Source organism: Pseudofrankia saprophytica (genome assembly GCF_000235425.2).
GTDB lineage: Bacteria > Actinomycetota > Actinomycetes > Frankiales > Frankiaceae > Pseudofrankia > Pseudofrankia saprophytica.
In genome coordinates, this window is record NZ_KI912266.1 from 5,571,582 (window position 1) to 5,590,065 (window position 18,484).

Consider the following 18,484-nt stretch of genomic DNA (forward strand, 5'->3'; position numbering starts at 1 on the left):
CGTCCCCGCCGGGGCCGGCGGAACCGGCGGGACCGGCGCGGCGGCGAGCGCCCAGGCCGCCGAGGCCTCGCCGGACAGGAGGGCGGGCAGCACCTTCGCCGTGTGCTCGCCGCCGCCCGCGGCCGCGAGCGCGTACGCGACCACGTTCGTCCCGACGAACGGGCCGGGCTGCAGCGCGCGGCCCCGGTGGTAGGCCACGAGAGCCGCGTCCAGGACGGCGTTGTCCGAGACGCTCCCGCCGCCCAGGTCGTCGGGGACGAGCAGCGAGTACCACCCCAGCTCGCCGGCCTGGCGCCGGTAGGCGGCGGCGAAGGCGGGATCGTCGTAGGCCAGCGCCCGGACCTTCTCGAGCGGGCAGGTGCGCTCGACGAAGCGCGCGGACGCGTCCACCAGCATCCGCTGCTCGTCCGTCAGGAAATCGTCCACGGCCGGCTCCTCACCTGCGTCGTACGTGTCGTTCGTTCCCGGCCCGGCCCGACCCGGCGACCGGAGGGGGGTCACGGATGGCTGGGCGATCGACTGGCTAGGCGATCGACGCGAGCCAGGTGGTGACGAGCGCGTTGAACTCGGCCGGGCGCTCCTGGTGCAGCCAGTGACCCGCGCCCTCCCAGGTCACCACCCGCGACCGGGAGTCGGCGAAGACGGCCTGCTCGGCGGCGGCTCGCGACGGGTCGGCGTAGAAGCTCAGCACCGGGCAGCTCCGCCGGCGCAGGTACGGCTCGCTGTGCGAACGCAGCGCCATCCCGGTCACCTGCGCCGCCAGCGCCTGGCTCAGCACGTGGCCTTCCATCCCGGCGATCCGGCGCACCTGCCAGGTACGCAGGGCCGGATGCCGCGCCGGCGACTCCATGCCCCCGACGAGCTGCTGGACGAACGGCACCGGGTCCGTGTCGGCGAGCAGGTCCAGCATCGGCTGGATGCCACCGGCCACCTCGTCCGGCAGCAGGTAGGCGGGGTCGACGGCGACCACGGCGGCGACCTTCCCCGGATGGTCCACGGCCAGGGCGCTGACCACGCTGCCACCCATCGAGTGCCCGAAGGCGACCACCCTGTCGATCTCCAGCTGGTCGAGCAGCCCGGCCAGGTCGGCGGCGAACTGCGTCGTCGTGTAACCCTTCGGCGGAGCGCTGGACCGGCCGTGGCCGCGCAGGTCCACCGCGATCACCCGATGGCCGGCGAGCAGCTGCGGCAGCTGCCAGCTCCAGTCGTGGGAGTCGGCGGCGTAGCCGTGGACGAGCAGCAGCGGTAAGTCTCCGCTGCCCTCGTCGGTGAAGAACAACCGGACGTCACCCACGTCGGCGAACGGCACCGGACCCCCAGGAGAGCGTGAGCCGGCGTGGCCGTCGGCGCGGTTTGGATAGATATAAATATTTCCGCCCAGGTCGGGGACGTCAAGCGACGATCCGAAGTCACCGGACGCCCAGCCGCGGGCCGAGCGACTCAGCAGGCCTCGTTCAGAGGGCCTCGATGACCATCGCGGCGCCCATGCCGCCGCCCGCGCACATCGACACGACGCCGAGAGACCTCCCGCGCCGGCGCAGCTCGTGGACCATGGTCACGACCATCCGGGCGCCGGTGGCGGCGATCGGGTGGCCGAGGCTCGCACCGCTGCCGTTCACGTTCACGATCTCCGGGGAGATGCCGAGCTTGCGGATGGTCGCCACCGGGACCGAGCAGAACGCCTCGTTGACCTCGAACAGGTCGATGTCGGCGAGCGTCAGCCCGGCGCGGTCCAGCGCCTTCGGGATCGCCAGCGACGGGCCGAGCCCGGTCAGCGCGGGGGCGATCCCGACCGAGGCCCATGACCGGATCCGGGCCAGCGGGGCCAGCCCGTGCGCCGCCGCGTACTCGCCGCTGGCCAGCGTGACCGCGGCCGCCGCGTCGTTCAGGCCCGCGGCGTTGCCGGCGGTCACCGTCGCGTCCGGCAGCTCCGGGTGCAGCAGCCGCAGCTGGGCGAGCGTCTCGACGGTGGTGCCCCGGCGCGGGAACTCGTCGGTGTCGAACATCCGGGTGGTGCCGTCCGGCGCCGTCACCTCGACCGGCACGATCTGGTCGACGAAGTAGCCGCCGTCGATCGAGGCGATCGCCTGGGCGTGGCTGTAGGCGGCCCACTCGTCCACGTCGAGCCGGGTCAGGCTCAGCTCGCGGGCGGTGTTCTCGCCGACGGTGATCGACATGTCGAAGGCCGGGGCGTCCGGCGTCTCCGGGTGCGACGCGGACACCCACGTCACCGGCTGGCCGTCCGGCCCCCGCCTCGTGGTGGTCATCGCGCTGTTGGTCAGGCTCTCGGCGCCGCCGGCGATGACGACCCTGTCCATGCCGGCCCTGATGCTGCCGGCGCCGATCGCGACGGCGGCCAGGCCACCGGCGCAGTGCTGGTTGGTGGCGATCCCGGCGAGGTCCTCCAGGCCGAGCCGCACGGCGACGTTGCGGGCGAGTACCCCGCCGCCCTGGTAGGCCTCGGCGACCACCAGGGCGTCGACGTCCCGGGCCGGCACGCCGCTGCGCTCCAGCGCCGCGGGCACCGCGATCTCGGCGAGCTGGAACGCGTCCAGGCCGACCAGCGATCCCTTGCGGGCTCGCCCGATGGGCGTACGGGCGGTCGAGACGATGACGGCGTCGGTCACGGTGCGCTCCTCCAGGAGACGGCGGTGCGGGGGACGTGGTTCGGTCAGCGCTTCTCGTAGGCGACGCCGGAGGTCTCGACGTCCCAGGTCGCCGGGGTGACGCCCTCGGCGCGCAGCTCCCGCTTGAGGACCCTGCCGACAGGGCTGCGGGGCAGCTCGTCACGGAACTCGATGTAACGCGGCAGGACGAAGTACGGCAGCGCGTCGACGCACCACCGGAACAGCTCCTCCTCGGTGAGCGTGGAGCCGGCGACCCGGGTCGCGGTCACCTTCACGTCGTCCTCGGTGAGCTGGCTCGGGACCGCGTGCACGGCGACGTCGGCGAGCTGGCCGTGGCCCATCAGGATCCGCTCGACCTCGAAGCTCGCGATGTTCTCGCCGCGGCGGCGCAGGTAGTCGGCCAAGCGGTCGACGAAGTAGAGGTAGCCGCCCTCGTCGATCTTCCCGATGTCGCCGGTGTGGTACCACCAGTTCCGGCTGGTCTCCACCGTGACCTCGGGCCGGCCCCAGTACCCCTCGAACATGACGTGCGGCAGCTTCGGCCGGATCACGATCTCCCCGTCGGTGCCCCAGGGCAGCTCGTTGTCCTCGTCGTCGAAGATCCGCACGTCGAAGTACTCGGTGTTGATCACACCGGCGGCCCGTGGCCTGTTGCGTACCCCCGGCGGCTGCCAGGAGATCAGGCTGGCCTCCGTCACCCCGTACGCGCCGGAGAACGTGTCGATCCCGAACCGGGACCGGATCACGTCGTCGACCTCGGGCGGCAGCGGCGCCGCGCCCATCAGCCGTAGCGACGTGTTCGCCGCCGAGGCACCCGAGCGCGGCATCTCCGGCCGGTCCACGTCGTGCGCCAGCAGGTAGGCCATCGTCCCGAGCGTCGAGGTCATCGTCGCCCCGGTGCGGTTCATCTCCGGCCAGAAGTTCGACACGGAGAACCGCCGGTAGATCGCCGCCCGCCCGCCGTACACCAGCGTGCCGATCACCGCCGTGACCAGCGCGTTGTAGTGGAACATCGGCAGCGGCGTCCAGATCACGTCGTCCGCCGTCCGGCCCCAGCTGTACCCGATCTGCCTGGACAGCGCCTCGTGGTAGTTGTGGCTGAGCATGCAGCCCTTCGACAGCCCCGTCGTCCCACCCGTGTAGATGAATGTCGCCAGGTCCGAGGGACGGCGCGCGACCGGCTCCGCCAGCGGCGTGCTCGTGAGCAGGTCGTCGAGCCGATGGCCGGCCGTGCCCGGGAACACCGGCGCGTCCGCCCCCGGGAACGCCGACGCGTCGGCCGCGTCCGGGAAGGCCGACGCGTCCGCGCCACCGGCGACCACCACGTGCGCCAGCTCGTCGAGATCACCGGACACGGCCGCGGCGCGGTCCGCGAGGTCGGCGGCGGCGACCAGGACCGTCGCGCCCGAGTCGCGCAGCTGATGACGCAGGTACTCGCCCTTGTAGGCGGTGTTGATCGGCACCGCCACCGCGCCCGCCCACTGCGCCGCCCACCAGGCGACGAGCATCTCCGGCGAGTTCTCCAACAGCATCGCCACCCGGTCGCCCGGCGCGACCCCGAGCTCCCGCAGGCCCCCGCCCAGCCGTGCCGCCGCCTCGCCGACCTGGGCGGCCGTCAGCCTGGTGCCGCCGATGTCCAGGTACTCGGTGTCCGGCTCCTTCTCGATCCGCCGCACCAGCAGCTCGGTGGTCGTGTGCCGCGGGGCACTCCCCCAGACGCCGTCACTCACCCGACTCGTCCCCTCCTCGCCGACACCACCACGGTGATACATCTACATATAACAGCCTCCAGCGAGCATGCGCCCCGGTTCTTCCATCGGGGCAGTCGACGAGACAGGGGACGAACCGTGGCCGTGGGACACCAGGCGGAGCCGATCAAGCTCGGGGTGCTTCAGGACTTCACCATCCCGCCCGGGAGCTCGTACGACACCCGGCAGGACTTTCTCGACGCGCTGGCACTGGTCTTCCGCGAGGCGCGGGAGTCTGGTCTGCTCGACCGGCCGGTGGAGCTCGTCGAGCGCGACGCCGACGGGTTACCGACCGGCAGCGTGAAGTCCGTGATCGACGCCTACGGGGAGCTCGTCGACGAGGGCTGCCTCGCTGTCTTCGGCCCGCACATCTCCGAGAACACGCTCGCCCTGCGGCCGGAGATCGAGCGGCGGTTCCGGGTGCCGTCGATCAGCGTCTGCGGCGCCGACCAGTGGCTCGGGAAGTGGACGTTCGCGCTGCCGAACGGGTCGATGACCGACGAGCCGATCATCCTCGCGCACCTCGCCGCGAAGGCCGGCGCGCGCACGGTGGGGGTGCTCGCGGAGCGCTCGGTGATCGGCCAGCTGTACGCGCGCAGCTTCCGCGACGCCTGCCGGGAGCAGGGGCTGCGCATCCTCGCGGAGGAGACCATCGCGCAGACCGGCCAGGACATCGGCGACGCGGTGCGCTCGATCCACGGGTCCAAGCCCGACGCGCTCGTGCACCTCGGCTTCGGCTACGGCGTGATCCGCATCAACGAGGCGCTGGCGGCCGCCGGGTGGGACCCGCCGCGGTACATGGGGACCGCGTTCGAGGACGCGTACTTCTCGGACGAGATCTGGGACGCGTACGTCGGCTGGGTCGGGCTGGAGCAGTACGACGAGGAGAACCTGGTCGGCCAGCGGTTCCTGGACCGCTTCGAGGCCGCGTACGGCCGCCGGCCTCAGTACTACGCGCCGGGTCTGTGCCACGACGCCGGCGTGGCGCTGGCGCGTGCGTTCGCGGGCGCCGAACCGCTGTCGCCGCGGGGCGTGCGGGACGCCCTCGAACGGGTGAAGCTCGTGCCGGCGGCCTCCGGCGCCCCGGGGACGACGATCTCCTTCGGCCAGTGGACCCGCCGCGGGTGGATGGGCTCGAGCTACCTGGTCGCCCGCGCCTTCGAGCCCGACCGCAGGTCCCACCACCTCGTCGCAAGGTTCGAGCCTCGGTGAGCTCGGCGGCTGACCTGGGGTCCTGGGGTGAGCACGTGACGACCGGTCACGCGCCGGCACGGACCAGGCCACATTCGTAGGAGAAGATCACGGCCTGCACGCGGTCCCGGAGGCCGAGCTTGGCCAGGATGCGGCTGATATGGCCCTTGACGGTTCCCTCGGTGAGGAAGAGACGCCCAGCGATCTCGGCGTTGGACAACCCTCGGGCTACCAGTGCGAGCACCTCTCGCTCCCGCTCGGTGAGCACGCGGAGCTCGGCCTCGGTACGGGGCAGCGGGTCCCCGGATGTGCCGATGTGCCGTTCGATGAGCCGCCGGGTAACGGGTGGCGCGACGATGGCATCGCCTTTGGCCACTGCGCGGATCCCGGACAGCAGGTCGGCGGCGAGGGTGTCCTTGAGGAGAAACCCGCTGGCGCCGGCCCGCAGCGCCGCGTACACGTACTCGTCGAGGTCGAAGGTGGTGAGGATCAGGATGCGCGGCCCGTCCGGAACCGCCGCTCGGATGCGGCGGGTGGCCTCCAGCCCGTCGACCGCTGGCATGCGAATGTCCATCAGGATCACATCGGGTTCCGTCTCCATCGCCAGGACGGTGGCCGTCACGCCGTCCTCGGCCTCCCCGACGACGTCCATGTCGTCGGCGTTTTCGAGGATCATCCGCAGCCCGGCGCGGAGCAGGGCCTGGTCATCGACCAGGAGCACTCGAATCATGCGGACTCCCCCGGATTGAGGGGGATGCGGGCCTGCACGACATACCCGCCGTCCGGTCTTGGCCCGGACTTCACCTCGCCGCCCAGCAACACCGCGCGTTCCCGCATGCCCCGCAGGCCGTTGCCGGTCTGGTCGGAGGTCGACTCGCCGGTGCCGTTGTCGCTGGCGTCGATCCGCAACTCGTCGCTTCGGTAGGACACCACCACCTGGGCGCACGCTCCCGGCCCGGCATGCTTCATGGTGTTGGTCAGGGCCTCCTGGACGATCCGGTACGACGATACGTCCACGCTTGTGGGCAGCGGTCGCGGCGATCCGTCGATGTGCAACTGGATCGGGGTACCCGCCCGCCGTACCTGGTCCACGAGGCGGGGCAACTGCGCCAGGCCCGGCACCGGTCGCGCCGGATCGTCGAATTTCCCGTCCGAGGACAGCACCTGACGCATGTCGGCGAGCGAGGCCCGGCCGGCAGTGATGATGGTGTCCAGCGCGGCGAGGGTGTCGGCGGGCCGCTTGGCGAACGCCGCGGCGCCGCCCTGCGCCTGCATCACGATGACGGCCAGGCCATGTGCCACCACGTCGTGCAGCTCGCGGGTGATCCTGGCCCGCTCGGCGGCCACCGCGAGCGCGGCCTGCTGGTCGCGCTCGCGCTCCAGGTCCCGTGCCCTCGCGGTGAGCTCGCCGACGTAGGCGCGGCGGCTCTGGATACCCCACCCGATCGCCCAAGCCACGGCCAGCAGGGAGCCGAGGACCGGGATCCCGCCCCAGTCCGTTGGCCCGTACCCGCCAAGTTCCCCGCCGCGCCGAGGTGGATCGACGGTCGCCTCCCGCGGCGGGCCAGAAGCCACCGGCATCGCTCCCTGCCCACCGCGGCCGGCGGGCCCGTAGAGCCAGCCATCGGCCTTGCCGTCGAGGGCCACGTACGCCGACCACACCGTCGCCACCGCCAGAGCGGCACCGAGCAGTGCGAGCGACAGCTTGCGCCGCCGCGCGGCGGCGATCGTGTAAAGGACGATCAGGGCGGCCAGGTCAGCGGGCACGGGCCCGGCCGCCACCACCATCTGTACCAGGGTGGCGAGTGACGCCACGACGAGCGCCGCGACCGGCCACCGGCGCCGCACCGCCACGGCCGCGACGCAGACGCCGATCAGGACCCATCGGGCCGGCGATTCCCGCAGCCAGATCGCGTCAGCGAACAGGCCGCCGACCGCCGGCCTCGGGCGGACACCCTTGACCGCCCATGTGGCGATCAGCAGCAGGGCGGCGAGGCCGGCATCCTGAAGGCTCGGTGCGCGAAGGGCGCCACGGAGGGCGGCCGGGTGAATCCCCATACCGGGCAACACCTTAGTGCCTGGCATCCCGGCCCGGAACCCGTCGCAGGTCAGGGTGGTGAACATGACCACGGGCACGTCCGAGACGATTCCGGTACGGCGCATCCTGGCACGCATGACCAACATCTCCCGTGGTGGTGGCGGCCGCCCTCGTCATCACCGCATGCTGAATTCTCCTCTTCTTCTGTGTGCCGCTCTGATGCTGGGGCTGGCCGGTTGTGGCGCCGCCACGAGCAGCGCGCCGAAGGACAGCGCATCCACGGACGTCAACCACCGCGGCTCGACCTGGGAAAAGATCGTGCCGGCAGGCGATTGCCACTGCGCCGACGGCAGCCAGTTTGCCTTCTGGGAACGGCGGGCCGACCCGACCAAGGTCGTGCTCTTCCTTAACGGCGGCGGCGTCTGCTGGGACGCCATCATGTGTGCCCTCGCGGACGCCAACGGCGAGAACGGCGAGAACGATAACTACGACTACAACCTCAACAGCCTCCAGCGCGATGGTCCCGATACCGGAATAGGAATGTTCGATTTCAACCGGACCGACAGCCCTTTCGCCACCTACTCGTTCGTCTATGTGAGCTCATGCACCGGCGACGCGCTTCTGGGTAACGTCTCCCGGAAATACTCGCCGAAGCTGACCATCGAACACCGCGGCTACGTCGATGGCACGGCGGCCCTCAGCTACATCACCGAGCACTACCCGAACGCCACCCAGGTCGTGGTCATCGGCAAGACGGCGGGGTCGGTCGCCGCCCCCACCTACGGCGGCCTCGTCGCCGACCGGCTCCCCAAAGCCAGAGTCATCGTGTTCGGCGCACAGTCCGGTGCCTGGCCTGACAACCCCGATTTCAACACCAACATCCTCGATGCACGGTGGGCCGCCTACCACACCATGCCCACGTGGGCAGTCAACGGGCTCACCGCCAGCGACTGGGGCCCCCGTCAGCTCTGGATCCAGGCCGGCCGGCACAACCCCAACCTCGTGCTGGCCCGTTTCGACTTCGCCTACGACCCGCACGCGGCACGAGAGGTCACATCATGGATGGCCAGCAATCCACCAGACCTGCTCGCCGAGATCGACCGGAACGAGGCGGCGATCGAGGCCGCCGGAGTACCCCTGCACAGCTACACCGCACCCGGCGACGACCACGGAATCTTCGAGTTCGACAAGTTCTATGAAATCAGCGTGAATGGCATACGGCTAGTCGACTGGCTCAAGGAACTGGTCACCAGCGAACCACCCGACGACGTCCACTGCGACAAGTGCGCTCCGTAGGACACGGCCCTCGACGAGCGACCACCGACCTTCATACCACAAGCTGCCTGAGCAGCGGGCGTGGCCATTCAATTCTGAGGCAGATTCGGAACCTCAAACACGACCTGATATGCCCACGTCGGCAAATCAGATGCCACCCGGGTTGCTTTCCGTCACGTTTCGTAGCCACGAGTCGTTGACGACCCGTCGTGTCGTCACGCCAACCCCTCACACCTATTCACCGCCACCGTCGGCGCGATCCTGTGGACGCTCGCGCTGCCCGGCATCTCCTACCCCTCGAAGATCCCCGGCATGGCGCTGACCGGCCTCGGGCTCGGCCTGGTCTTCTCACCGCCTGACCTTCTCACCGATCGACACCGACGCGCTGAGCCAGGTCGCCGCGAGCGAGCGTCCGCAGGCGTCGGGCATCTGCAGACGGTCCACCAGCTGGGCGGCACGCTCGGGGTGGCCGTGATCGGTTCGGTGATCCTGGCCCGGGAGAACACGTACGCGGTACCCACGCACGTCGTCTCGGACACCGCGCACGCCATGACCGCCAACTTCTGGATCGCCGTGGCCGTGTTCGCGGCCGGCCTCCTCGCCGGTTGGGCTCTCCTACCCCGCCGCACCCAGCGGGTCGCCGAATCCGGCGACCCCGGCGAGTCCGGCGGGTCCGTGCCCGCCGTCGAGCCCATGGCCACCGGGTGGGTGGACGGCGTCGGACGGCCGTTGGACGTCACGGCAGGCCGGTGACTTCGTCTGGATGAAGCCGTTGTCCTGAGGGAAAACCTCGTGACCGCCGAGCGGGACGACGCCGACGATCCCACCGGATCATGACTGGTCTCATGATCCGGTGGGATCGTCGGCCCCAGAGCGAGGAACCGAAATTACTCAGGTCCGGGCCAGAAGATCCGCATGACGCCGGTCACCTATGCGTGGGGCACGCCGAAGCGGCATCGCACCCGCGCCGACTCGTGCTCCACCAGGCCGTACGGCCTGCCTGCCACCAGCCTCTGGCGGACCGTGGTGGACGAATGACCCCATAGGCTCGATCATCTGACACACACCGGCAGCAGTACGGCGAAGTGTGTTGGCTCAGGCTGTCTATGGACACGCCGAAATGCCACGATCCCGTTTCGGAACCAGGGCGCGGTCAAGGGCACTCCAGATTGCCCGTGGCGCGACCCAGGCGGTCACACCAGCCGGCCGCAACGAGCCGCCAGCGACCACCTCAGCCGTGTTCCCCCGATCACACCCCGTACGCCACGCCACGTCCGCGGACTTCACCTCTGTGATCGCCAAGATGTTCGTAGAGCAATTGGGTTCTTGCGCGCCAGAGCGAGAAACCGAAATTACTCAGGTCCCTCATCGGATCTGGTCATGGCTTGTGGGGCGGATCCCGGCTTCCCGCCCGCCACAGCCCATGGGTGGATGGACGTGCGCAGCGGAGCGGCGGCCCGGTTGTTTCTCTCCCGCGTCGTGGCAGGTACCGGGGATCCCGGGCGTCGCGTCAGACGTCAGGGGCGCGAAACGGCGCTGGTTGTGACGCTGACGTCGGACAGGATGAGCACCCGGCCGCACGAGCGCCGGGCGGCGCCCCGACTAAACCCGGACCGCGCTCCACGCGGGGGCGGCATTGCGATCGCCAAGACATTTCCCGGGTGATTGCGTTCTTGCGTGCCAGAGCGCCGAAGATCCCGCCCGATCATGAGCTCGACGTCCGCCCAGCCTGGCGCGAAGACTCGCCTGATTCCTCCAGGCTTGACGTATGCCGATATCGGAATATGATTGCGGTCATGGCACGAGCAGCGACGACGTCGGACGTCTTCAACGCGATCGCCGAGCCGCAGCGTCGGGAGATCCTGGTGCTGCTGCGGGCGGGTGAGCGGCCGGTGACCGAGCTGGCCCAGGAGCTGGGGATGACCCAGCCGGGGGCGTCCAAACACCTGCGGGTGCTGCGGGAGGTCGGGCTGGTGCGGGACCGCAGGGTAGGCAAGCAACGCCTGTACGGCCTTGACGCCCGCGGGCTGCGGCCGGTTCACGAGTGGGCCGGCGGGTTCGAGCGGTTCTGGAACGAGAGCTTCGACCGGCTGGACGCATACGTGCGGGACCTCAAGCAGGCAAGGCAGGAGGAGTAGCTGATGAGCGCGACGGGACGAGGAGCGCCGGCGCGGTCCGCGACGGCTGACCGTGAGATCGTGATCTCCCGGGTCATCGACGCCCCACGGGAGCTGGTGTTCGAGGCGTTCACCGAGGTGCGGCACCTGTCGCGGTGGTGGGGACCGGAGGGGTTCACCACCACCACGAGGGCGTTCGAGTTCCGCGTCGGCGGGGAGTGGGACTTCGTGATGCACGGACCGGATGGGACGGACTACCAGGAGTGGATCTCCTGGACCAGGATCGCCCCGCCGGAGCGGATCGAGATGCTGCACGGTGAGTCCCGCGGCGACCCGAACGCCTTCGAGTCGGTCCTGACGTTCGCGCCCGACGGCGCGGCGACCCGGATCGAGATGCGCACGGTGTTCCCCACCAGAGAGCTGCGCGACGAGGCGGTCGAGAAGTACCACGCGATCGAGGGCGGCCAGCAGACCCTGAACAACCTGGCTGCCTACGTCACCGAGATCATTCGGACGGGAGCCGAGGACTGATGGCCGGGAAGGTGTTCTTCAGCGTGTCGATGTCGCTGGACGGTTTCATCGCGCCCGAGTCCCCCGAGGAACTGATGGGGCAGCAGTGGATGGAGCTGCAGCAGTGGATATTCCCGCTGCGGTTCTTCCGGGAGAACCTGAAGCTCGGCGAGGGCGGCGAGGAAGGGCGCGACAACGACATCGCGCGGGAGACGTTCGAGCGCACCGGCGCGAGCGTCATGGGCAAGCGCATGTTCGACGCCGGCGAGCACGCGTGGCCGCAGGAGGCGCCGTTCCACACGCCGGTCTTCGTCGTGACGCACGAGAAGCGTGACCCCTGGGAGCGGCCGGGCGGGACCACCTTCCACTTCGTCAACGACGGCATCGAAACCGCGCTCGACCAGGCCCGCGACGCCGCCGGCGACCGGGACGTCCGCATCGCGGGCGGCGGCGCGACGATCCTGGAGTACATCAACGCCGGCCTGATCGACGAGTTCACGATCGCGCTCTCACCCGTACTGTTCGGCTCCGGAATCCGCCTGTTCGAGGGCGTGGACGCAGGCCACGTCGCCCTGGAACCGATCCACGCGGAGCCGACGCGGCGGGTGACCCACCTGACCTACACCGTCCAGAAACGGTAACTGTCGGGAGGTTCCTACGCCGGCTCGTCGTATGGGGTCGCCGTGAAGACCCGGCTTGCCACCCGCCAGCCCTCCGGGCGCTTCACCACGACGTCGCGGTAGCGGCCGGAGCTGATCCGGCCGTCGGGCCGCATGCCCACGAGGCGGAACCGGAGGATGACGCCGTCCGGCGTCTCGTCGACGTAGATGTTGGTCATGATGTGGGTCCGCGGGTGGCGCGCCTGGGTCATGAACGCCCGGATCTCGGCCAGCCCGTCGAGGACCTGGCCGGGTATCTCGAACGTGGCCTCCGGCAGGAAGATCTGGTCGAGGTCCCGCCAGTTGCGGTCGTCGATCAGGTCGCCGTAGCGGGCCGGGAGCTCGCCGAGTGCCAGCCGGTCGGCCACGTCCATCGCCGCGCCTCCTTGGTCATGGATGTCATGTGTGTCGCGCGGGTCGTTGGCGTCGCGCGAGTCGTCGGTGTCGTCGGTGTCGTGGGTGTCGGAATGCGCGTGGCCAGGCGGTCAGGCGGTCAGGCCGTCGACAGCGCGTCCCGTACTGGTCCGAGCCACAGCTGCAGGTGACGGGCGACCAGGTCCTCGGGCATCTGGGCGACCGTCGCCCAGGTGTAGACGTGCTCCACCGGCAGGCCCTCGACGCGGCGGCGTACCTCGGCCACGGCCTCGTCGACGGACAGCACGAGCAGGTTCAGCTGCACGCGGGCCCGGCCGTGCCCGCGCCGGTCGCCGAGCTCCGCCTCGGTGTGCGGTGGCCCCAGCCGACCGGCCTGCCGGTAGGAGTTCAGCTGGTACAGGTAGTGCGGCCTGATCCGCTCGTAGGCGGCTTCCGGGTCGTCGGCCACCACGATGTCCACGTCGCCGGCCAGCCGGGCCGACGCGCGGTCGTGCCCGCCCTCGGCAAGGCCCTCGAGATAGGCGGCCGCCACTCGCCGGCCGATGGTGAGCAGCGACGCGCCCATCCGCCCGGCCCGGCGCGCACCCACCGGGCCGCCGTAGCCCAGCCACATCGGCACCGGACGCTGCAACGGCCCCGGGGTGACGCCACCGTCGGTCAGCAGGGCGCGGACCCGGGTGAACACCGCGTCGAGGGTGGCGAACCGCGCCGCGATGTCGACGCCGAACAGCTCGAACTCGCCCGGCACGTACCCCGCTCCGAGGCCGAGCTCCAGCCGGCCGCCCGACACCAGGTCGACGAGTGCCGCCTCCTCCGCCAGGTGGACCGGATCGCGGATCGGCCCCAGCAGCACGGCCGTGCCGATCCTCGCCCGCGTCGTGCGGCTCGCCATGGCCGCGGCCAGCACGAGAGGCTGCGGAAGGTACCCGTCGTCGAACCCGTGGTGCTCGGTGAGCCAGATACAGTCCGCGCCGAGCCGGTCTGCCTCGGCGGCCAGGTCGAGCAGCCTCGGATAGTGCTCCCGCCAGGGGCGCCGCCACGGCTCGGGGTTGCGCGCGTCCACGAACAGCCCGACCTTCAGATCCTCCGCTACCAGGTCCTCCGGCGCAGCTCGCTCGCTCGCGCCACGGCCTCGACCGGCGTCCCGTCCATCAGTCATCACCAAACTCCGCCCTCAGCTGGGCGCCGATGGCGCTCACCCATTCCGGCGACAGCGCGATCTGCCAGGGGACGAGGATCACGCCGTCGGCGCCTGCGGCGAACGCGTCGGCCACCAGGCCAGGCACGTCCGCGGTCCGATGGAACATCACGCCAGCCAGCCGCGCGACCTTGGCCGGGTCCCGGCCAAGGGTGGCGCAGCACCGGTCGACCGCCGCGAACGCCCCGCGCAGCACGTCGGCCTCGCCGATCGGGTTGCAGGCATCGGCGTACGTCGCCGCGATCCGCAGCGACCGGGCGCCGGTCCCGCCGACCAGCACCGGGACCCGCCGGCTGACCGGTCGCGGTTCGTTGACCGCCCGGTCGACCGAGACCTGGCGGCCCTGAAGGCTCACGACCGGCTCGTCGAACATCGCGCGGCAGATCCGCACGGCGTCCTCGAGACGGTCCACCCGCGCTCGCGCCGGCGGGAACGCCATCCCGAAACGCCGGTGCTCGTCGGCATCCCAGGCCGCCCCCAGGCCGACGACGGCGCGCCCGCCGGAGACGACGTCGACGGTGGTCATCGCCTTGGCGAGCAGCGCCGGATGACGGGTCGTGACCGGGCTGACCAGCGGGCCGATCCGCACTCGCGCCGTCAGCAGCGCGAGCGCGCCGAGCAGGGTCGGAGCGTCGAACATGGGGGTGTGCCGACCGGCCGGTCCGTCCGCCGTCCGTTCGGCCGCGCCACGGTTGGCCTCGAGGTCACCGACCGGCCCCTGCATGAGGTGGTCCGGCAGCCACAACGTGTCGAAGGCGCTCTCGTCGACGGCTCTGGCGATGTCGCCGATCCGCCCGAACAACGAGCCCGGCGCGAGGTCATGCGTGTAGTTCGTCATCAGCAGGCCGAAGCGCCCGATCGACATGCGGCACCTTTCCGAACCAGGCGACTACGAGTCCGAACCAGGCAGCCACGTGCGGCGTGAACCGGCGGAGGCGCTCGGGGGCGCCGAATGTCTGGCGGCGCCCCCGAGACATGTTCACCCGCAGCATGTTCACCACGGTGATCCGCACGACGATGATCCGCACGACGGCTCGGCGCCCGTCACGCGCACGACGTCGGTGTACGGATCACAGGCTGCTAGCCGGTCGTGTAGGCCCCGCAGGACAGGGCGCTGGTGACGTCGTACTTGTCGCCGTTGAGCTGCACGACGGACGTGCACGGCGTCGAGAGGAAGTGATTGAGCGGCCAGCGGGACTCGGCCACCGCATTGTCGACGTAGTAGGAGAAGTCGCCGTTCATGGACTTGAGCAGGGTGTTGAGGTTGAGGTCCTTGCCGGCCTTGGTCGCCGCGGCGACGAACATGTCGGCGGACCAGTACCCGGCCATCGTCGGCAGGCTGATCGCGGTGCCCGGAGCGTACTTGTTGATGTCATCGGTCATCTGCTTGATCGCCGGAACGGAGACGTCCGAGCCCGGCTGCCACTGCAGAGACGTGTAGGCACCCTCCAGGCCGGGCAGCTTGGCGGCGGCCAGCCGAGGGTCGTAGCCGACGGTGTTGAGGTGCTTGCCCTTGTATCCGGCGGCGTCGAGCGCCTCGGTCAGCTTGGTGGTCGCGGTGAAGTCGGTGCCGTAGAGCACGACGTCCGGCGGGGCGCCCTTGTTCGCCGACATGATCCCGCTCACGATCGGGGTGGCGTCGCTCAGGCCGGAGTCGGGGATGGGCGTCTCCTGGTAGACGACGTCGAGGCCGACCGACTTGATCTGCCGGGCGATGGATGCCAGGCCGGTGCGGGCGGTGTCGTCGTCGTTGCCGACCAGGGCGACGGTCTTGCCGGTCGCGTTGCCGCCGAACAGGGCGTTGAGCATGACGCCGTAGGTGGTGGCGGTGGCCTTGAGGTCCTTGCCGGGCAGCAGGCATCCGGTGATGCCGAAACCGATCGAGGTGTTGCAGAAGCCGGAGTTGAACCCCCAGCCGAAGAACGGGACGGTCTGCGCGCAGAAGGTGTCGAGGTAGCTGGCGCCGCTGGTCATCACCGGCACGGCGGCGAAGATCTTCTTCTGCTCGACGAGCACCTTGGCCTGGGAGCCGTTGCGGGCCGGGTCGTTGCCGTCGTCGAGGGTGCCAACATAGTTGATCTTACGTCCGTTGATGCCGCCCTCGGCGTTGACCCGGGCGAACCGCGCCTGGGCGCCCGCCTCCGTGCCGGTCATCGAGGCGCCGGAGGGACTCGTCAGGTAGGCCAGGCCGCCGATGGTGATCTCGGTGTCGGTGATCCCCCGGGTGGGGTCGGCGGCCGTCTGGCCGCACTTCAGCGTCGACAGGTCCGGCTTGTAGCCACCGTCGCTCCACCCGGACGCGGGGCCGGCCTTCACGTCGGCGACGCTGACCGTCGGAGCACTGGTCGTCGTCGCCGTGTCGGTCTTGTCGTCCGAACAGGCCGCCATCCCAGCCATGATCGCCGAAGACGCGGCCAGTGCCGCGACGAGTCGGGTCGTTAATCGTGCCGGCAGTCTCATCAGATTCCTTCGCTATGAACGCGGCGGGCCGCCAGGCCCGCCGCGGCGGGATGAATCGCCAGACCGCCCGGCGGAGACGGCTCAGGCCCGCCGGCGGTGGTGATGGTGATGGTCACGCCGGCCCGATCCGTCCGGACCCACCGACCGGCGGAGCGTCTCGGCGCCCATAGAGTTATATATATAGATGCTTTACTCGACGGATGGAAGCGTCAGGTCGAACTGGTCGGGTGGCCTCGCCACCCGGTCAGGCTGACGAGCGGGTGCCCTGGCGGGTCTTCGGGAGGCCGAGGCGCTGTTCGGCGACGAGGTTGCGGGCGATCTCGGTGGTGCCGCCCTGGATGGTGACGACGCAGGAGTGGCGGGCGGCTCGTTCGATCTCGCCGCCGGCCGCCGCCGGGAGGGTGCCCTCGCCGGAGGGCGCGCGCAGGATGCCACCCAGGCCGACGGCGTCCTGCAGCTCACGGCTGGCGCGCTGGTAGGCGGTGGACGCGAACAGCTTCGCGATCGTGCCTGCGACCGCGGGGGACTGCCCGGAGACGTTCAGCCAGGCGGTGCGCTGGGTGAGCAGGAAGGCGGCCTCGGCGTCGGCGCGGGCGCGGGCGATCGCGGTCAGCACGGCCGGGTCGTCGGCCGGTCGCCCCTCGCCCGGCCAGTCTCCGGCCGGTCCGGCGACGCGGGCCCAGGCCGTCACGTCGGCGAGCAGGGGTTCGAGCATCGCGGTGCTGCCCATGACGCCGCGTTCCAGGCTCAGCCCGATGGCCATGACCCGCCAGCCCTCGTCCACCTCGCCGACCCGGCAGGAGTCCGGGACGATCACGTCGTCGTAGAAGACGACGTTGGTCCGCTCGTCGGCGATCGTGTGGATCGGCTGGATCGTGATGCCCGGGCTGTCCATCGGGACGAGGAACATCGTCAGGCCGCGGTGCTTGGGCACGTCGGGGTTCGTCCGGGTCAGCAGCAGGCAGTGGGCCGCGGTGTGCGCGAGGGTGGTCCACATCTTCTGACCGTTGATCCGCCAGGCGGTGCGCGCGTCGTCCACCGGGACGGCCCGGGTGCGGGCGGCCGCGACGTCGGAGCCCGAGCCCGGCTCGGAGTAGCCGAGGACCGCGGTGGCCTCGCCGGTCAGCAGCCGGGGCAGCACCTCGGCCCGTAGCGCCGGGCTACCGATCTGGTCCAGCACGCCGGCGACGATCATGGTGGTGCCGATGCCGTGGTACGGGGCGTCGGCGAGCTCCAGCTCGCGAAAGAGCGCGCCCAGCTCGTAGGGATCCCTGGCGGCGCGCCCGCCCGGGGCCGAGGCGGCGAGCCAGCCGCGCTCGGCCAGGGCCTGGTGCAGCGCGGGCACGTGCACGGTGCCGGTCCGGCGTGCCTCGCGGCGGACCTCGTCGGTCAGCCAGGACCGGACGAAGCCCCGGACCTCGGCGGCGAACGCGGCGACCGACGGGCTGTGGGCGAAGTCCGTCCCGATGGCACCGTCGTCGCCGGGCTGGGCTGACGTGCCGGCGAGCGTCGCGTGGCCGTCTACGGCGCTGGGGCTGGGGCTGTCGACGAGGGCGCGGCCCAGCTCGCGGGCCAGGGCAAGGGGGGCGCCGGCGAGCGCGGGGTAGGCGCGGGCGCGGCGGAAGAACAGCTGCGCGTCGTGCTCGACGGCGACCCCGAGACCGCCGTGGTACTGCACGGCGCGGTCCGCGGCGTGCCGGGCGGCGTCGGTGGCCACCAGGGCGGCCATCCCGGCGAGCTGGCCGCCGTCGGCCCCGGTCTCCGACCGCCGTCCGGTGTCGAGACTCCAGGCCGCCTCCCGCGCCAGCAGCGTCGCGGCGTCGACCAGTCCCGGCAGGTCCGCGAGGCCGTGCTGCACCCCCTGGAACGAGCCGATCGGCACGCCGAACTGGATGCGTTCCTTGACCCACCGGGTCGTCAGCTCCAGCGCGCCGTCGGCCAGCCCGGCGAGCCAGCCGGCCATCAGCACCAGCCACTCGGCCCGCGCCCGTTCGAACAGGGCCACCGCCGGGCCGCCGCCGAGCACCGTCGCGCCGCGCAGCTCGCGGTCCGCCACCGGCAGGTCGCCCTGGTTGGCGACGGCGGCACCGGGCGGAGCGGACCGGGCCGCGACCAGCTGCCCGTCGGCGACCGCCAGGACCAGGCCGGCGACCGCCCCCGCCGGAACCGCCACGCCGACGCCCGCGCGCACCCGCGGCGCCAGCGTCGCGATCAGCTCGCCGGCGACGACGGCGGGTAGGTCGGGATGCCCCGGCGCGGCCGTGGCGAGCAGCCGCGCGGCCGCGA

General features: G+C 71.1%; 17 protein-coding genes. 6 read left to right on the forward strand and 11 right to left on the reverse strand.

Annotated features, from left to right (window positions below):
• The 4 genes from FRCN3DRAFT_RS45855 to FRCN3DRAFT_RS0223535 form a co-directional block, all read right to left on the reverse strand.
• Positions 1 to 426: acyl-CoA dehydrogenase family protein (locus tag FRCN3DRAFT_RS45855; protein ID WP_007519147.1), on the reverse strand; the 426-nt coding region annotated here is incomplete at its 3' end.
• Between the two features lie 97 nt (positions 427 to 523).
• The gene (locus FRCN3DRAFT_RS0223525) at positions 524 to 1,309 is read right to left on the reverse strand and encodes an alpha/beta fold hydrolase (protein WP_007519149.1); all 786 of its coding nucleotides are present in this window, start codon (positions 1,307 to 1,309) and stop codon (positions 524 to 526) included.
• Positions 1,310 to 1,454: 145 nt separating this feature from the next.
• Positions 1,455 to 2,627 (reverse strand): thiolase family protein, encoded by a 1,173-nt coding sequence (locus tag FRCN3DRAFT_RS0223530; protein ID WP_007519150.1) that lies wholly within the window; start codon positions 2,625 to 2,627, stop codon positions 1,455 to 1,457.
• Positions 2,628 to 2,671: 44 nt separating this feature from the next.
• Complete coding sequence (locus tag FRCN3DRAFT_RS0223535) at positions 2,672 to 4,357, reverse strand: AMP-binding protein (protein WP_007519151.1); 1,686 nt, start codon at positions 4,355 to 4,357, stop codon at positions 2,672 to 2,674.
• 117 nt (positions 4,358 to 4,474) lie between these two features.
• Between FRCN3DRAFT_RS0223535 and FRCN3DRAFT_RS0223540 the strand changes: the two genes are divergently transcribed.
• Positions 4,475 to 5,587 (forward strand): ABC transporter substrate-binding protein, encoded by a 1,113-nt coding sequence (locus tag FRCN3DRAFT_RS0223540; RefSeq protein WP_007519152.1) that lies wholly within the window; start codon positions 4,475 to 4,477, stop codon positions 5,585 to 5,587.
• 46 nt (positions 5,588 to 5,633) lie between these two features.
• Here the strand turns inward: FRCN3DRAFT_RS0223540 and FRCN3DRAFT_RS0223545 are convergent, their stop codons facing one another.
• Positions 5,634 to 6,296: a response regulator gene (locus FRCN3DRAFT_RS0223545; protein WP_007519153.1), complete on the reverse strand. Its 663-nt coding sequence runs from the start codon at positions 6,294 to 6,296 to the stop codon at positions 5,634 to 5,636.
• On the reverse strand, positions 6,293 to 7,702 hold the full coding sequence (locus tag FRCN3DRAFT_RS0223550) for a sensor histidine kinase (protein ID WP_198536024.1): 1,410 nt from the start codon (positions 7,700 to 7,702) through the stop codon (positions 6,293 to 6,295). Before FRCN3DRAFT_RS0223550 ends, FRCN3DRAFT_RS0223545 begins: the two co-directional genes overlap by 4 nt.
• Between FRCN3DRAFT_RS0223550 and FRCN3DRAFT_RS0223555 the strand changes: the two genes are divergently transcribed.
• From FRCN3DRAFT_RS0223555 to FRCN3DRAFT_RS0223580, 5 genes are all read left to right on the forward strand, one after another.
• Positions 7,689 to 8,900 carry a pectin acetylesterase-family hydrolase gene (locus FRCN3DRAFT_RS0223555; protein ID WP_198536025.1) on the forward strand — a complete coding sequence of 404 codons (1,212 nt, stop codon included), beginning with the start codon at positions 7,689 to 7,691 and terminating at the stop codon, positions 8,898 to 8,900. The genes FRCN3DRAFT_RS0223550 and FRCN3DRAFT_RS0223555 overlap by 14 nt on opposite strands.
• A gap of 291 nt (positions 8,901 to 9,191) precedes the next feature.
• The gene (locus FRCN3DRAFT_RS0223560) at positions 9,192 to 9,632 is read left to right on the forward strand and encodes an MFS transporter (RefSeq protein WP_027140868.1); all 441 of its coding nucleotides are present in this window, start codon (positions 9,192 to 9,194) and stop codon (positions 9,630 to 9,632) included.
• Between the two features lie 1,043 nt (positions 9,633 to 10,675).
• The gene (locus tag FRCN3DRAFT_RS0223570) at positions 10,676 to 11,017 is read left to right on the forward strand and encodes an ArsR/SmtB family transcription factor (protein WP_007519157.1); all 342 of its coding nucleotides are present in this window, start codon (positions 10,676 to 10,678) and stop codon (positions 11,015 to 11,017) included.
• 3 nt (positions 11,018 to 11,020) lie between these two features.
• The gene (locus FRCN3DRAFT_RS0223575; protein ID WP_007519158.1) at positions 11,021 to 11,527 is read left to right on the forward strand and encodes an SRPBCC family protein; all 507 of its coding nucleotides are present in this window, start codon (positions 11,021 to 11,023) and stop codon (positions 11,525 to 11,527) included.
• On the forward strand, positions 11,527 to 12,147 hold the full coding sequence (locus FRCN3DRAFT_RS0223580; protein WP_007519159.1) for a dihydrofolate reductase family protein: 621 nt from the start codon (positions 11,527 to 11,529) through the stop codon (positions 12,145 to 12,147). The genes FRCN3DRAFT_RS0223575 and FRCN3DRAFT_RS0223580 overlap by 1 nt, the downstream gene beginning before the upstream one ends.
• Positions 12,148 to 12,161: 14 nt before the next feature.
• Here the strand turns inward: FRCN3DRAFT_RS0223580 and FRCN3DRAFT_RS0223585 are convergent, their stop codons facing one another.
• From FRCN3DRAFT_RS0223585 to FRCN3DRAFT_RS51740, 5 genes are all read right to left on the reverse strand, one after another.
• A complete protein-coding gene (locus FRCN3DRAFT_RS0223585; protein WP_007519160.1) occupies positions 12,162 to 12,539 on the reverse strand; it encodes a nuclear transport factor 2 family protein in 378 nt (125 codons plus the stop codon).
• A 119-nt stretch (positions 12,540 to 12,658) separates the two neighbouring features.
• Positions 12,659 to 13,699 carry an LLM class flavin-dependent oxidoreductase gene (locus FRCN3DRAFT_RS0223590; RefSeq protein ID WP_007519161.1) on the reverse strand — a complete coding sequence of 347 codons (1,041 nt, stop codon included), beginning with the start codon at positions 13,697 to 13,699 and terminating at the stop codon, positions 12,659 to 12,661.
• Entirely contained in the window at positions 13,692 to 14,603 is a 912-nt protein-coding gene (locus FRCN3DRAFT_RS45860; protein WP_007519162.1) for an LLM class flavin-dependent oxidoreductase, read from the reverse strand. The genes FRCN3DRAFT_RS0223590 and FRCN3DRAFT_RS45860 overlap by 8 nt, the downstream gene beginning before the upstream one ends.
• Positions 14,604 to 14,818: 215 nt before the next feature.
• Positions 14,819 to 16,198 (reverse strand): ABC transporter substrate-binding protein, encoded by a 1,380-nt coding sequence (locus FRCN3DRAFT_RS0223600; protein ID WP_007519164.1) that lies wholly within the window; start codon positions 16,196 to 16,198, stop codon positions 14,819 to 14,821.
• 244 nt (positions 16,199 to 16,442) lie between these two features.
• The coding region (locus tag FRCN3DRAFT_RS51740) for an acyl-CoA dehydrogenase family protein (RefSeq protein ID WP_051466352.1) at positions 16,443 to 18,484 on the reverse strand (2,042 nt) is incomplete at its 5' end.

What these genes read in the sequence shown, in the direction of transcription:
- FRCN3DRAFT_RS45860 (WP_007519162.1), bottom strand. Translation starts at nt 14,603, where the DNA reads ATGTCGATCGGGCGCTTCGGCCTGCTGATGACGAACTACACGCATGAC.
- FRCN3DRAFT_RS0223560 (WP_027140868.1), top strand. Translation starts at nt 9,192, where the DNA reads ATGGCGCTGACCGGCCTCGGGCTCGGCCTGGTCTTCTCACCGCCTGAC.
- FRCN3DRAFT_RS0223585 (WP_007519160.1), bottom strand. Translation starts at nt 12,539, where the DNA reads ATGGACGTGGCCGACCGGCTGGCACTCGGCGAGCTCCCGGCCCGCTAC.
- FRCN3DRAFT_RS0223580 (WP_007519159.1), top strand. Translation starts at nt 11,527, where the DNA reads ATGGCCGGGAAGGTGTTCTTCAGCGTGTCGATGTCGCTGGACGGTTTC.
- FRCN3DRAFT_RS0223575 (WP_007519158.1), top strand. Translation starts at nt 11,021, where the DNA reads ATGAGCGCGACGGGACGAGGAGCGCCGGCGCGGTCCGCGACGGCTGAC.
- FRCN3DRAFT_RS0223600 (WP_007519164.1), bottom strand. Translation starts at nt 16,198, where the DNA reads ATGAGACTGCCGGCACGATTAACGACCCGACTCGTCGCGGCACTGGCC.
- FRCN3DRAFT_RS0223570 (WP_007519157.1), top strand. Translation starts at nt 10,676, where the DNA reads ATGGCACGAGCAGCGACGACGTCGGACGTCTTCAACGCGATCGCCGAG.
- FRCN3DRAFT_RS0223590 (WP_007519161.1), bottom strand. Translation starts at nt 13,699, where the DNA reads ATGACTGATGGACGGGACGCCGGTCGAGGCCGTGGCGCGAGCGAGCGA.
- FRCN3DRAFT_RS0223545 (WP_007519153.1), bottom strand. Translation starts at nt 6,296, where the DNA reads ATGATTCGAGTGCTCCTGGTCGATGACCAGGCCCTGCTCCGCGCCGGG.
- FRCN3DRAFT_RS0223555 (WP_198536025.1), top strand. Translation starts at nt 7,689, where the DNA reads ATGACCACGGGCACGTCCGAGACGATTCCGGTACGGCGCATCCTGGCA.